17 protein-coding genes are annotated in these 13,721 nt (G+C 49.1%); 11 read left to right on the top strand and 6 right to left on the bottom strand.

All coding sequences use genetic code 11. The features are described 5' to 3' along the window. Positions 1 to 20: 20 nt before the first annotated feature. Positions 21 to 1,262: a hypothetical protein gene (locus NLML1_RS03650; protein ID WP_285441435.1), complete on the bottom strand. Its 1,242-nt coding sequence runs from the start codon at positions 1,260 to 1,262 to the stop codon at positions 21 to 23. A 195-nt stretch (positions 1,263 to 1,457) separates the two neighbouring features. Here NLML1_RS03650 and NLML1_RS03645 point away from each other — a divergent pair, with 195 nt between their 5' ends. The 3 genes from NLML1_RS03645 to aspS are packed head-to-tail and all read left to right on the top strand — an operon-like array spanning position 1,458 to position 4,445. Beyond that, positions 1,458 to 1,625: a hypothetical protein gene (locus NLML1_RS03645; protein WP_285441434.1), complete on the top strand. Its 168-nt coding sequence runs from the start codon at positions 1,458 to 1,460 to the stop codon at positions 1,623 to 1,625. 31 nt (positions 1,626 to 1,656) lie between these two features. After that, positions 1,657 to 2,658: a Holliday junction branch migration DNA helicase RuvB gene (gene ruvB, locus NLML1_RS03640; protein ID WP_285441433.1), complete on the top strand. Its 1,002-nt coding sequence runs from the start codon at positions 1,657 to 1,659 to the stop codon at positions 2,656 to 2,658. Positions 2,659 to 2,666: 8 nt separating this feature from the next. Beyond that, positions 2,667 to 4,445 carry an aspartate--tRNA ligase gene (gene aspS / locus NLML1_RS03635; RefSeq protein WP_285441432.1) on the top strand — a complete coding sequence of 593 codons (1,779 nt, stop codon included), beginning with the start codon at positions 2,667 to 2,669 and terminating at the stop codon, positions 4,443 to 4,445. A gap of 29 nt (positions 4,446 to 4,474) precedes the next feature. Here the strand turns inward: aspS and NLML1_RS03630 are convergent, their stop codons facing one another. Beyond that, positions 4,475 to 4,843 (bottom strand): MerR family transcriptional regulator, encoded by a 369-nt coding sequence (locus NLML1_RS03630; RefSeq protein ID WP_162454435.1) that lies wholly within the window; start codon positions 4,841 to 4,843, stop codon positions 4,475 to 4,477. A 64-nt stretch (positions 4,844 to 4,907) separates the two neighbouring features. On the opposite strand from NLML1_RS03630, the gene NLML1_RS03625 reads away from it, so the two are divergent. Next, positions 4,908 to 5,738: an oxidoreductase gene (locus NLML1_RS03625; RefSeq protein ID WP_285441431.1), complete on the top strand. Its 831-nt coding sequence runs from the start codon at positions 4,908 to 4,910 to the stop codon at positions 5,736 to 5,738. A gap of 129 nt (positions 5,739 to 5,867) precedes the next feature. Here the strand turns inward: NLML1_RS03625 and NLML1_RS03620 are convergent, their stop codons facing one another. Both NLML1_RS03620 and NLML1_RS03615 read right to left on the bottom strand, forming a co-directional pair. Further along, positions 5,868 to 6,401, bottom strand: coding sequence for a VIT1/CCC1 transporter family protein (locus NLML1_RS03620; RefSeq protein WP_285441430.1), 534 nt, complete (start codon positions 6,399 to 6,401; stop codon positions 5,868 to 5,870). A 42-nt stretch (positions 6,402 to 6,443) separates the two neighbouring features. Continuing rightward, positions 6,444 to 7,310, bottom strand: coding sequence for a poly(ethylene terephthalate) hydrolase family protein (locus tag NLML1_RS03615; RefSeq protein WP_285441429.1), 867 nt, complete (start codon positions 7,308 to 7,310; stop codon positions 6,444 to 6,446). A gap of 248 nt (positions 7,311 to 7,558) precedes the next feature. On the opposite strand from NLML1_RS03615, the gene NLML1_RS03610 reads away from it, so the two are divergent. The 5 genes from NLML1_RS03610 (at position 7,559) to NLML1_RS03590 (ending at position 9,964) form a co-directional block, all read left to right on the top strand. Beyond that, complete coding sequence (locus tag NLML1_RS03610; protein WP_285441428.1) at positions 7,559 to 8,329, top strand: HhH-GPD family protein; 771 nt, start codon at positions 7,559 to 7,561, stop codon at positions 8,327 to 8,329. A 94-nt stretch (positions 8,330 to 8,423) separates the two neighbouring features. Continuing rightward, positions 8,424 to 8,645 carry a hypothetical protein gene (locus NLML1_RS03605; RefSeq protein WP_138077563.1) on the top strand — a complete coding sequence of 74 codons (222 nt, stop codon included), beginning with the start codon at positions 8,424 to 8,426 and terminating at the stop codon, positions 8,643 to 8,645. 48 nt (positions 8,646 to 8,693) lie between these two features. Next, on the top strand, positions 8,694 to 8,969 hold the full coding sequence (locus NLML1_RS03600) for a YtxH domain-containing protein (protein ID WP_285441427.1): 276 nt from the start codon (positions 8,694 to 8,696) through the stop codon (positions 8,967 to 8,969). 43 nt (positions 8,970 to 9,012) lie between these two features. Continuing rightward, positions 9,013 to 9,555 carry a hypothetical protein gene (locus tag NLML1_RS03595; protein WP_285441426.1) on the top strand — a complete coding sequence of 181 codons (543 nt, stop codon included), beginning with the start codon at positions 9,013 to 9,015 and terminating at the stop codon, positions 9,553 to 9,555. After that, on the top strand, positions 9,548 to 9,964 hold the full coding sequence (locus tag NLML1_RS03590; protein ID WP_285441425.1) for a hypothetical protein: 417 nt from the start codon (positions 9,548 to 9,550) through the stop codon (positions 9,962 to 9,964). The genes NLML1_RS03595 and NLML1_RS03590 overlap by 8 nt, the downstream gene beginning before the upstream one ends. Before the next feature lie 74 nt (positions 9,965 to 10,038). Here the strand turns inward: NLML1_RS03590 and NLML1_RS03585 are convergent, their stop codons facing one another. Continuing rightward, positions 10,039 to 10,941, bottom strand: a complete 903-nt coding sequence (locus NLML1_RS03585; protein ID WP_285441424.1) for a mechanosensitive ion channel family protein — start codon at positions 10,939 to 10,941, stop codon at positions 10,039 to 10,041. 21 nt (positions 10,942 to 10,962) lie between these two features. Here NLML1_RS03585 and trmB point away from each other — a divergent pair, with 21 nt between their 5' ends. Then, positions 10,963 to 11,631 (top strand): tRNA (guanosine(46)-N7)-methyltransferase TrmB, encoded by a 669-nt coding sequence (gene trmB, locus NLML1_RS03580; RefSeq protein WP_285441423.1) that lies wholly within the window; start codon positions 10,963 to 10,965, stop codon positions 11,629 to 11,631. Here the strand turns inward: trmB and NLML1_RS03575 are convergent. Further along, on the bottom strand, positions 11,615 to 12,940 hold the full coding sequence (locus NLML1_RS03575; protein ID WP_285441422.1) for an HD domain-containing protein: 1,326 nt from the start codon (positions 12,938 to 12,940) through the stop codon (positions 11,615 to 11,617). The genes trmB and NLML1_RS03575 overlap by 17 nt on opposite strands. A gap of 91 nt (positions 12,941 to 13,031) precedes the next feature. Here NLML1_RS03575 and NLML1_RS03570 point away from each other — a divergent pair, with 91 nt between their 5' ends. After that, positions 13,032 to 13,706, top strand: a complete 675-nt coding sequence (locus NLML1_RS03570) for an NUDIX hydrolase (protein WP_285441421.1) — start codon at positions 13,032 to 13,034, stop codon at positions 13,704 to 13,706. Positions 13,707 to 13,721: the final 15 nt, after the last annotated feature.

The raw sequence follows: 13,721 nt of genomic DNA, 5'->3' as shown, positions 1-13,721 counted from the left end.
TCCGTCTTCCCGTCGACTAATCACGCTGCGACACTCACTCCAGTAGCACTGTCGTTATATAGATAGTTCCACCGCTCTTTTTCTAGGATGTTTTTTGTTGATGGAGAATAATATAATTTGTCATATTTTGGTGCATCTATCTCTATCAGGCTACCGTCTTTATTGACGGCGATAATAGTTGTACCAAAGCCTGGCGCGCTATCAATGAGTGAATAGTATATGTGGTCAATTCCGATAACAATGTGGGTAACTGATTCGCAGCCCTTAATTTGGTGAATTGGATGGTCGGCTGGTAGCGGTATGCGGACACCAGAAATGTTGTGTGGCTCTGGGGATACTGTGAGGCTAATGGGATCATCTGGTAGCGTCGCAGGGTCAATATCGCGAATCGGGAATTTTTCTGGATCAAGCCTATTTCTTTCTACGAAATTGAGGACATGAGAGCAGGTATTTTTCTCAGTACACCAAGAATCAATACCATAATGGTAGCCTGTAACGGTCTCTTGTCCACTCGCTGGATCAATGTCGCCATTTTGTAGTTTAGGAAATTGACCATACCCATTAGTTATATCTTCTATAATATCGTAATCCTCTGGCTTGACATTACGCCACTCCGAGCTTGGGGTTGAATCTGAGTCTGGATATCTGACACTCAGTCTTCTCGTGTGATCAAGTCCAAAAGTATGCGCAGCTTCATGCATAATGACACCAGCCTCAATAGTGTGTGGACTTGTCGTGGTGATAATAAGCTTGCTGTAATGGTAGGCATAGGCGGACCACGGTTGACCTTCGCACGCGTGAGGCGGCAAAATAACGTAACTAACCGCGTTGTCAAGATAGGGAGCATTTTTGACAACTTCCCGTATTTCTTTGCCAGAAAAGCACGGATTACCCGTCTTCGGGTCGATCGGCGCACTGGGCATCACCATTGTTACTGGCTCAAGGACGTTACTCTCGGGAACGCTCATGGTCGTGGCTAGGGTTCCAATAGCCTTCTTGAGCTGTTCCTGTGAACGTTGACCCACGTCAGTAACGTGCTCGGTCGTTGTTAAGGGATCGGTGATAATAACTGGCCGGAAATCGGGCAGAGTGAAGGGCCGATGAGGTTCAGCCTGTTGTGCTGTTGCTGTTTCAGTCGGTGTCGCTGCGGCGGTTGCTGATGGATGACTATCTGGACTGCCGGTGGGCATAATCTTCCAGCCTGTACCAATACTCAGGGCTGTACCCATTGCCCAGCCGACAACGCATACTCCCACTCTCATCCACATTGGTGGCTTGGATGTATTTGGGCGATCTATTGTCTCCTCAGTCTCAAACTGGGGTGTAGCTTCTGCGCACCGCCTGTTCATAATGGTACCAATTCTACAATATAATTTATAATTATGCAATAATATGGTACGGATTGTGAATAGACACTTCTCGTTAGGTGGTATAATTAAAGCTGGCCGGCAACACATGTGCACTGGCATGTGTACCCGCGCTATCTCGGCGGTGTTACCTTTGCTGGTGAGGAGTTTCCTGATCCAAAGTGGCCGCGGCATTTAGAGGACGCGGTGCATATGGTGAGTGATGAGACCTTTCGCGAAATTATGCAGGCACTACGTAGTCGGCTTACAAGAGATTAGTTCGCTCCGGCTTGGATGATATAATGAATGTATGGCAATTGAGAGAATAGTTGATACTAGTTCGCACGGTGATGATGCGGAAGAGCAGCGGATTGAAGTTAGCTTGCGCCCGCAGAGTTTTAGTGAATATGTTGGCCAGGAGCGATTGAAGCGTAATTTACTCTTGGCAATTGAGGCAGCGAAGAAGCGCGGTGAGCCACTGGATCATGTGCTGCTGTACGGCCCGCCGGGACTGGGCAAGACCACCATGGCGACGGTGATCGCCAATGAGATGGGGACGAATTTGCGCATCACCAGCGGCCCGGCCATTGAAAAAGCTGGCGATTTGGCATCGATTTTGACCAATTTGGCGGACGGCGATATTTTATTCATTGATGAGATTCATCGGCTGGGTCGGGCTGTGGAAGAGATTTTATATTCGGCCATGGAAGATTTCAAGCTGGACATCGTTATCGGCAAAGGTCCGGCAGCTCGGTCGATTCGACTGGACTTACCGCGGTTTACGGTGATTGGCGCGACGACGCGGACGGGTAGTTTGGCGGCGCCGCTGCGCGATCGATTTGGACATATTTACCGCTTGGAGTTTTATGAGCCAGAAGATATCGCTAAAATCGTAACGCGGAGTGCGGCCATCCTGGAGTCGTCGATTCGGCATGAAGCAGCGAACTTATTGTCGACGCGGGCCCGCCTGACGCCGCGCATTGCTAACCGCCTGCTCAAACGCGTACGCGACTACGCCGACGTCAATGGCGATGGCATAATTGATGTGAAAACGACAACGAGTGCCCTGGAGATGCTGGAAGTGGATGAGCTGGGGCTGGACCCGGCTGATCGTAATCTACTGCAATCAATCCTGGAAAATTATGGTGATAATCCAGTGGGACTGACGACTATTGCCGCGCTGACAGGTGACGAAGCGACGACGATTGAGGATTTTTATGAGCCGTATTTACTACAAATTGGCTTCATCGAACGCACACCGCGCGGCCGCCGGGTAACGCCAAAGGCGAAAAAACACATCAATATGCTATAATAACAGATATGAAAAAGAGAGTTTTGGCGATACATACCCCTGATAATGTTGGGGAAATAATTACCGTGGCTGGCTGGGTACACTCTCGGCGCGATCACGGCGGGCTGATTTTTATTGACCTGCGCGACCACACCGGGTTGGTGCAACTGGTGATTAATCCTGATAGGGCAGAGGCCTTTCGTTTGGCGGAAAGCTTGCGTGATGAGTTTGTGATTCGTGCCAGCGGCGTGGTGACGGAGCGCGGCGAAGGTTTGAAGAATCCAAATATCGCCAGTGGTGATGTGGAAATCGTGGTGGAGAATTTGGAGATTCTCAACCGTGCTGAAACCTTGCCAATCCAGCCGTTTGCCGAAGAAAATCAGGCAGGTGAGGACTTGCGTTTCAAATATCGTTACCTCGACCTGCGCCGCCCAACGATGCAACAGATGCTGAAAAAACGTGCTGAAATGTACCGCCGGATGCATCAGTATATGGATGACCGCGACTTCATCGAGATTCAGACGCCGATTTTGGCAAATTCCAGCCCCGAGGGTGCGCGTGATTTCCTGATCCCGAGCCGTTTGCAGGAAAATAAGTTTTACGCTCTGCCGCAAGCACCCCAGCAGTTCAAGCAGCTACTGATGGTTGGCGGCGTGCCGCGGTATTATCAGTTGGCGGCGTGCTTCCGCGATGAAGACCCGCGAGCCGACCGACTGTACGGCGAATTTTATCAGCTGGATCTGGAGATGAGCTTTGTTGAGGACGGCGAGGAAGTTCGCCGTGAGGTCGAACCGCTGATGCAGCAGCTGGCGACCGAGTTTGCGGGCAAGAAATTGCTGGATTTGAGCGACTTGTCTGTCGGTGATGGCAGTCCAATTCCGCGCATTTCCTACCGCGACGCCATGGAGACGTATGGCTCGGACAAGCCTGATTTGCGTTTTGGCATGGAGCTGGTTGAGCTGACTGATGTGTTTGCCAGCACCGAATTTGGCGTGTTCAAGAACGCTGAGTGCATCAAGGCGATTTGCGTCAAGAACGGCGCCAGTCTCAGCCGCAAGCAAATCGACCAATTCACCGACATCGCCAAAAGTGAAGGGGCAGGCGGCTTAGCCTACATCACCTACCAAGATGGCGAGGCAAAATCACCAATTGCTAAGTTCTTGAGCGAAACAGAGCTCATGGCAATTCAGCAACAAACTGGTGCAGTTGATGGCGACGCAGTTTTCTTCGGTGCCGACACTCGCCCAGTCGTCAACGCTGTGCTTGGTCGCCTGCGAAACGAATTTGCCGCCCATTTCAACCTGAAAGACCCGAGCGTGGTGGCGTTTGCCTGGATCATCGATTTTCCATTCTATGAGTGGGATGATCACGGCAAGAAGCTTGATTTTGGACACAATCCATTTGGTATGCCAAAGGGCGGATTACAAGCGCTGGAGTCAGCGACGACTGACGCTGACAAGCTCGCCATCGTTGCTGACCAATTCGACATGGTGATGAACGGCTATGAAATCTGCTCCGGCGGCGTGCGCAACCACAACCCAGCAGTGCTGTACAAAGTATTTGACCTGCTTGGCTTTAGCGAAAGCTACGTTGAGGAGAAATTTGGCGCCATGCTAAATGCCTTCAAATACGGCGCACCGCCACACGCCGGCTGTGCCTTTGGTGTTGACCGCATCCTCATGGAACTCATTGACGAAACTAATGTTCGCGAAACCCTGGCCTTTCCAAAGAACGGCTCGGGCGTTGATGTGATGATGGACTCGCCGTCAATGGTTGATTCAGCACAATTGCGAGAATTAGGGCTGTAGAATCTACTCAAAAGTAGCTAGCAGAGTGCTCAATTACGGCAATGTAGCTGGGGGCGTAGCTGTGTTATCTTACTTTTTAATATCGCTTCTATTGCATCAAGTTCAGACTTTTTCTTTCGTACCATCGCAATCTTTTTGCGCAATATATCGATAGCTGTATCCGGTGTAATCTGTCCGTCATTCCATTCCTTGATGTATTGCTTAATCTCCATCAGTGTAAATCCCGCCGACTTGGCGAGGCGTATTTCCGTGAGGTATTCGAGCGCACTCTCGTCGTAGTCTGAATAACTGCGGCTTCCAGCGGGACGTTGTGTTACCGGTAAAATACCGATTTTTGTATAGTAACGAATGGTGTCGATAGAAACACCAGATTTCTCGGAAAGTTGATGAATTAGCATGGTAAACCTCCCTCGTTATGGCCTATTGACTATGGAGTATACTCCATAGATTATACTACTATTTATGAGTAGAAAAAAGTATAATTCAAATCATAAAGTAGTGTTAATTACTGGAGCGTCCAGCGGTATCGGAAGAGCGACCGCTGAGCTGCTTTTGCAGAAAGGTTACATAGTGTACGGACTTGCTCGAAACAGTGAGGCGCTTCAAAAAATTAAAGGCCTTCGGCTAATACCGGGTGATATGAAAGATGAAAAATCACTTGAGTCTGCGGCAAAAAAGATTTGTGATGAGCAGGGAAGAATAGATGTACTTATTAATAATGCCGGCTATGGATTACTGGGGGCGGTAGAGGATATTCCAATTGAACAGGCCCGCAGGCAGTTTGAGGTGAATGTATTCGGGCTGGCTAGACTGACGCAGCTTGTGCTGCCTAGTATGAGAGAAGCGGGCTCGGGCTTGATTATTAATATGTCATCGGTTGGAGGCAGAGTGTATTTTCCGCTCGGTGCCTGGTATCATGCTTCAAAGCACGCTATTGAGGGGTTTTCCGATAGCTTGCGGCTAGAGCTGCAGGAATACAACATCAAGCTTGTGGTAATTGAGCCTGGCTTGATCGCTACAAATTTCTACAAATTAGCTGAAGAGCCGCTTACTCGTTATTCGTCAAACGGTGCCTATAGCGGTATGGCAAAGGCAATATCGCACAACCTATCTCAGTCATACAGGACTATGTCACCGCCTAGCGTGGTCGCGCACAAAGTGGCGACAATTATCGAGAGTAAGCACCCACGACGTCGGTATCTTGTTGGTAAATTAGCGAGAGTTCTCTTCTACACACGGTACCTCTTGGGCGACGGCGTCTTTGAACAAATAGCTAAAAAACAGACGAGGTAAGTGAAGCTACTTGCTCGCTGGGGTCTAGGTTTGATGTAGCGATATTGATGTACGTAGCATCTACACGACGATGGTTTTAGCTTATTGGGCAGGATAGTAATGCTGGCAAGATAGGGGCCTACAGGAAGGCTATAACCGAACACCCAGCCATGCCGCCAATATATCGCCGGCAAAGTACGCCAGTCCAGCGGCGACTGCGCCGAGGAGCAGGGTGATGGCGGCTTCTCGCCATGATGATTGATTACCGACTTTACCTTTAATGAAGCCAATCGTCAGGAAAGCAACTGCTGTTAGTACGGAGCTGACATAAAATAGGCTGGTGTTTGGCGTTTTTAAGCTGGTGACCACGTCGACCAGGTAGGGTAATACCGGCACGCTACCCACGGCGACAAAGGCCAAAAATGTAACTGTGCCAATGATCTTAGGGGAGGCTCGTTTTTGGGTGTCGCGGGCCGACTCTTCATGTTCGGCGCTGGCTGCGAGGTAAGCGCTGGAGCCCATTGAAAATCCATCAGCAATGAGGTTTGCAATGCCTAAAATGAGGATAACCGCGCTGGAAATACCGGCTCCGGCTGAAGCCGCCACTACGGCAAAGGTCGTGACTGTGCCGTCAACTGCACCATACACAAATTCTGAAATGTATCGTCTAAAAAATATTTTCATAGCCATACCAGTGTACCATACATGGTGCGATAAACAGAATAATTATTCAATATTGCGTACCTGGACATCCTGCCAGTCGCTGTTATGGCGTAGTTCTGCGTCGGCACCAGCAAAGACCATCTTCGCCTTGGCATCATCTGCCAGTGTCCATAGGAACCAGGCGGTCATATATGCATCACCGTATTCTAGCACATCTTTATGACCAACTGACTTACGCCGTGCAATGACTCCTGGCTTGCCCCCTTGTAATGCATCAAAATTATGCTTCAAGTCATCGAGCGGACTGATGGCAATACTATCGCTAGCGCCAGTTCCTGCCATCATGAACACCGCTGTATTGAGGCGTGAGACGTCATAGGTCCATTGATTATTATTAGCAGTGCCACGACTCACGGCGCTAGCGGTGTAAAGCGAAGAATACTTATTGCTATTACTATACTTAGTAGCGGCATTGATCGCTCCTGCGCCACCTTGCGAATGTCCAGCGATCCCAATTTTATTAGTGTTGATTAGCCCGCGCACTGGACTCTCGTGGGTTGTATTGTACTGCAGAGCAGCATCAAGCATAGCTGCGGTCGATGCACCAGTACCAGCCCAGCCGTCCTCATTGCCGATTACAACGAAGCCCCAGCTGGCGAGGTGCTCAAGAATTGGTGTGTAGGTGCTAGCTGGTGTTGCCGTGCCATTTACCACTACAATCAGTGGAAAAGTCTGGTTAGCACTCTGGCGCTCAGGGTAATAGAGACGATAGGCCTTAGAACCATCGGTATTATTTTGAATGTAGTGCGCTACTTTGTAGGGTCCGGTCTTGGTGTAATATTGTTCGAGGTTGCCACTAGGGCTAAGCTTATCAGCATAGCCAGTCGCTACACCATCATCTCCGGTAATACTTTGATTGAGATATTGCATGACTAACAGTAGAATCCCAAGGCAGATAATAAGAATGATAGTGATAATTCCGAAAACCTTGAATATTTTTCTCACAATTGCCCTTTCGCTAGGTAAATTATTATAAACAAGACTTATTATACATCAAGTGTATAGTCACAGCAAACTAGCTATACACTTGGTGTATGTAAGGATAGCAATTCAATCAGGCTGTCGTTCGGACCGATTATGCAATGATAACTAGTTCGAAATTAGGTATACTGGGGAGAATGAATGATAAAGACTCTCGCTTTCAGGCGCTGATCCACCAAAAAGGCCGCGAACTGTACCGGCCGATGCCGTGGCGTGATCAGCCGACCTTGTACTATGTGCTGGTGAGTGAGCTAATGCTGCAGCAAACCCAGGTCGCTCGCGTCTTGACGAAGTTCGGAGAGTTTACTGCGAAATTTCCAGATATTGAGTCACTGGCAGCGGCCGAGCTGACCGAGGTGCTCCGCGCGTGGCAGGGGCTGGGCTATAACCGCCGCGCTCAGTATCTTCACCGGGCGTCACAAGCCATTGTCGCTGGTGCCCCGGTGGCCACGCTAGATGACCTCGTTGAGTTACCAGGCATCGGCATCAATACCGCTGGCGCCATCATGAACTATGCTTATCAAGTGCCAACACCGTTCATTGAGACCAATATTCGTACCGTCTATCTCAATCATTTCTTTGCGGGCCAGACGGCAGTTGCGGATCGCGACATATTGACTGTTGTTGAGCAGACGATGGACCAGGCAAATCCGCGTCAGTGGTTTTGGGCGCTGATGGACTATGGTAGTGAGCTCAAATCTCAGGGAAAGGGCAAATTATCCGCCAGTCGCCACTACACCAAACAATCACAATTCACCGGTAGCCTCCGCCAGATGCGGGGCGAGATTTTGCGTCGATATATTGGCGGGCAGCCGCTCGCTGAAATTACCGCTGAGTTGCAGGACGATCCACGATTTGCGGCGGCACTGGATGGTCTGCGACGGGACGGTCTCATTGCTGTAAAGTGACAGAATAGAGCGCTAAGCTATTGACATTTCAAACTGCCTATGCTATCATAGCCACAGTCAATACGACAAACATAAACAGTAACAAAGGAAGGGTATGGAAGACATGCAAACAGTTATTATACTGATGACCGTAGTGATCATTATTCACTCGGTGACGATTATTGTCTTGTTCGGTGTAATAATTTCACTGCTGACGAAGCTCAAGCGCCTCGTCAACCAGGCTGAAGCGGCGGTGTCTAACATCGCTCAAGCAACTGAGTGGCTGTCTCCAGTAAAGTTATTTACTGAAGTCGTGCAACTCTTTCGCAAAAAATAATTATCTGTTCCATATATCAATTTAATAAAAACAAACAAGGAGATATATATGAAAAAAGTATTAACAGTTCTCGGCGCCGCAGCGGCTGGTTTCGTGGCTGGTATTTTGACCGCACCAAAAAGCGGCAAGGAAACTCGCGCTGACATCAAGAAAAAAGCTGGTGAGCTAAAAACTGCCACTGTCAAAACTGCCAAAAAAGCCCAGGCTGCCGCCAAAGATAGCGCTGAAGCAGCCAAGGTCGGCGCTCAAAAAGTTGGCGATGTCGTTACTGGAACCGCTCGTACGGTCAAGGCCGACACCGAGAAACATTTCAAGAAGTCGTAGTAGCAGTTTGACCTAAACGCAAAAACGCGAGATAATAAAAAAGATGAAACATCTTCGTAGTCTCGCGTTTTTTGTGTGCGGTATTAGCCTGGCCGGCGTAATGATACGGTCGGGTATTGCTATGGCACAGACTGCGCCGAGTTCGCCGCCGCTCCATCTGATCCGCAGCCAGTGTCAGTCTATTCGTTCGACATTACAGCGGATTCAGCATAACGACGCCTTGCTGCGGGTTAACGCCGGCCAAGCATACAACACAATCTCGACTAATCTCATCGCCAAACTAAATAGCCGTTTGGCATTGGCGCAGGTTGACAGCTCGCGAATGGTGATGATCGCTCGCGACTACGAAGAGGCGCGCAAGGCGTTTGCTCAGCAATACAATGAGTATGAGTCCAATTTGGCGGCACTAGTCAAGACGGATTGTAGCGACAAGCCGGGCGAGTTTTATGCGCAGCTGATCAAGACGCGCGATGCACGTCGGCAGGTCAGCGAATCGGTGACGACGATGAGTAAACTGGCGGCGGATTACCGCGTGGCGGTGGAGCAGCTCAAAGTGAAACTATCAAGCGGAGGTAGTCGTGGATAAGCTCAAGCAACTCAGTCGCCGGTTGGTCGAGCTGACTATGCAACATAAATTACCGACGATGGTAATTAGCGTAATTGTGGTGTCGATCGTGCTCGTTGGTATCTCGATGCACTTATACTATTCGTCAGATGCTTTCAGAGTGGATTTAAGCCGACCGGATTATGTACCGTATCGGGCGCAGATTGATAACTCCAACGATCGTAATCGGGATATGTTTGAGGCGCAGGGCGAGGTGACAGGTAGGGTATTGAATGATTTCCTGCAAAAATACAAACAAGAAGAAAAAAAGGCCGACGGTGCGCGGGCATTTGCTAGCAATGTGTTGAGTGATGATCAGCTGGGTGTCAATGGTGGCGGCAATGGCGCCGGCGGCGCGACAACACAAGGTCAGGACGGCTCGTTAGAGTAATTCTTATTGCTAGCGGGAGGTTGGTCACATCACCTTATCATAGTTTTGTGGTTCGTTAATGGCTCGGTTCGCGATTAATTTTTATGCGTTATCGCTGTTGGGATGACAGCTAGCTCAATCTCTTGTTTTTCAAATTCTTTGAGGAGCCGGCGGCGCATCTCTGAGGTAACCGCCCATTGATCTGATGGCTGAACTTTTCCAGCAACGATCAATTCAACTGATCGACCAGTGATATCGCCGACGGAAACAAATTTTGGTGGCTCAATAATTTTCTTATCCCAAGATTTTTCCTTGCTGAGTTGTTGGCCGGTCTCGTTGATGATATCAGCGGCGCGGCTAATGTCGCTGCTTGGATCAAGCTGCAAGGTAAAGCGCGACATGCTATATCCCATCGTTTTATTAATAACATGCTGGATGGTGCCGTTTGGTAGGTAGTGTACATTACCATCAGCATCGCGGAGTACCGTTGATCGGGTGCCGACGCGCTCAACAGTACCGCTCGCTCCCATGACGTCAACCACGTCGCCGACTCGATATTGATTTTCAGCGATGATAAAAATGCCAGCCAGAAAATCTTTGACAAGTGACTGCGCACCGAATCCGAGCGCCACGCCGATGATACCGGCGCTAGCAAACAGCGGTGACAAGTCGAAGTAGAATAATTTACTGGCGACCATAGCGGCGATATAGGCAATAATGGTGATGCGCCAAAAACTACGAATCAGCTGCGTCAGCGTATTTTCGCGCTTTTCGATATCTTTGCGGTGCCATGAGCGGTGCTTGGCGGTGGAGTGGATCGCGTAGCGAATTGCCCAAGTAATGAAGATGCGGCCAAGATAATAAACGATAACCGCGCCGATGACGACACTGACCGTTTCAACCATCCGCTCGCTTACCAGCCAGCCTAGCCCATGCTCGGTCATCCATTCGTCAACGCGCGACGAATTTAACAGTTGTTTGATAAGCGTATCCGTCATGAGTTTAGTATAATGAAAAGTATGAGTTTTGTCGATCCAAATCAATTTGTCATCACCCGGCGGCGCAAGAAGTATAAATTCGCACTATTTAACAATTCGCCACTTTGTTTTGAGTATGATGAGTGGATGCCGCGGTCGATTGACGTGCTGGAGGTCGGTGCTGGAACGGGACTGTTTAGTGTCGAGCTGGCGGCGCGACATCCCGAGCAGCAGTTTCTGGCGGTCGATGTCAAGGCCGATCGACTGCAAAAAGGGGCACGTGCGGCCGAGCAGCGTGGCCTCAGGAATATCTGGTTTGTGCGGGCGCGAGCAGACCAGCTGGGTGAGTTATGTGAGGCTGGATCACTCAGTCAGTTGTGGGTCACTTTCCCCGATCCATTTCCACGCCAGCGCTCCAGCGGCAGGCGTTTGACGCACCCGCATTTTTTAACGCAGTACGCAAAGTTGCTTGATGAGGGCGGTGAGCTACTGCTCAAGCATGATGATCACAACTTTTTCTGCTGGAGCTTGGAGCAGCTGGTGGTGGCTGGCTGGCAGCTTCGGGGGCTAACGTTTGATCTGCACGAATCGGAGCGATTTGACGAGGAGAGCGATGCCCGGATCATGACAACCTACGAACAGCGCTGGGTTGGCGAGGGGAAAGCGATTGGGTTTGTGGGAGCAGGGAAATCTATTAACCGAGCTTCATGAAACCATGCTGCATTGAGGCGAGGGAACGGTTTTTATATCGCTTGTCTTCGCTGACATCATCACCAAACCACTTTGGTGGCGTGAAGGCATCCGCACGAACCGATGCCTCCGTTTCGCGACCGCTGAATTCAATCTCTGCCGTGACTAGTCCTGATAAATGTCCCGCATACACATCAAGCTCAATCGTGTGCTGGTTATTGTTACTGTCAGTGAAGGGTATGTAGTATCTAGTTTTTTCAACGCGATTGCCTTCGGTCTGTGGCCAGAGTGCCTTGAACATCTCGCCAGTTATCTTAATGTTTTGCTCGCCGCGGACAACTGTACCGGCAGTCTTGACAGTTAGCTCAAACCGCTCACCATCACCGAAGCTACGAATACGTGTTTCGGATCCATCACCACTAACTGCTAAATATCCTTGCTTAAGATCAGCATGAGGATAGTTCTCTAGACCATCAGGAAGATTATCTGGGTCGATGAGCCACTTTCTTTCAACTTCTTTCAGTTGGTTTGGTCGTTCCGGTATATGAGTTTCTTTTTGTCTTTGACGTTCTTGCTCATACTTATTTTCAAAAAGATAGGCAAGGACGGCGTAGAGTTGTTCAAGCTCAGGGAATTCGTTATGGAACACGTCTCGCCATTTAATGGCTAGCTTATCATGGGAGCTACGAAGCTCGTCAATACTTGCGACGCCGAAGTCTTCTTCGACAACTCGAGTACCCTGACCGGTGATGTCAACGACAGCCGGAAGAAGTTTGTCAACGAGGCGGACAAAACGAGCCTCTGGTGTATCCTGCCTCTCATATGACGCTAACGCTTCGGCTTCAAGTAGCGGTAGTTCCTTTAGTAATTTTTTCAAGGCTATCTGTTCGCGACGTTCTTTCTCGGCTTGTTCATCTGGTGACAGGTTAAATGTTGCGACATCACCGACCTCAATCTCTATCATGTCGTGAACAAGGCTGTAGTGGCGGATACGATCTATATCAAGATTAGGGTAGAGTATTCGTGCTAGATTTGGAGCTAATGTCGCCAGTAGAAAACTGTGTTCTACATCTGTTTCACGATCTCCGTTTTTTCGTCGAGGTATGCGGTCAACGCCTGAAAAGTTATCCACCAAGCAAGAGGATTCAATTGCCAGACTTGACATTTTCAGCAGCAGTGACCATCGCTCCCTATCATATAGAAGTGTGTCGAGAGCCTGACTATTTGATGACTCTATTGATGGATATTTTTCTTGGCGTAGTGCCTCTAGCAATTCCACAGGTTTGATATTATCCACCCTAGCTTGAGCTTGTATTACTTCGCTAGCCATATTTCCTCCTTGATAATAATAGGCATTATAGCACTCATTAATTGTATTTACTTGCCAAGCATAATTCTAGCAAGTATAATTTGACTCAACTATGATTGACCAATTTATCCCCGAACATCACATCCAGAAGCATATCCTTGGCGTGTTAATGCATATGAAATATGCGCGATTTCGGGATATGCGGCCGCCAAAAGTCGATACTAATCTCTATACCTACCACTTAAATCTATTGAAGAAGCGGGGATTTGTCATCAAGACGGATGATGGATACTGTCTGGGGCGGGAAGGGCTATCGTATGTCGATAGAGTTAGTATTAAATCACTCAAAATTCGTACCCAGCCGAAAATTATTACCATGATTGTCATCCAGAATGCTAATGGCGATGTGCTACTCCAGCGACGCACTAAGCAGCCACATATCGACACCTGGACGCTGCCATATGGCAAGCTACACATTGATGACGAGTCGGTCTTGGCCGCTGCTCAGCGGGAGGCACGCGAGAAATTGGCGGTGGATAAGCTACCGCTGACACACGCAGGTGATTGCTATATTCGCGTCCTGATTGAGGGGGAGATATTATCATCGACACTGGCGCACGTATTTTATGGTGAGACCGATGAAGTTGTGGCGGGCGAAGAACTCGTGTGGGCTCGTCCGCATCGATTGGCGGATTATGACTTAGCACCAGCGGTTGAACAAATCGTGGCGCGGACGTTCTTTCACGACCCGTTCTTTTTTGAGGAATTTGTGGCAGAATTAAAGTAAGTAATTGAAAGGAGA

It is taken from the genome of Candidatus Nanosynbacter lyticus (assembly GCF_030253515.1).
Lineage (GTDB): Bacteria > Patescibacteriota > Saccharimonadia > Saccharimonadales > Saccharimonadaceae > Nanosynbacter > Nanosynbacter lyticus_A.
Note: the sequence above shows the minus strand (reverse complement) of the source record. Positions and strands in the feature narration are given on the sequence as shown.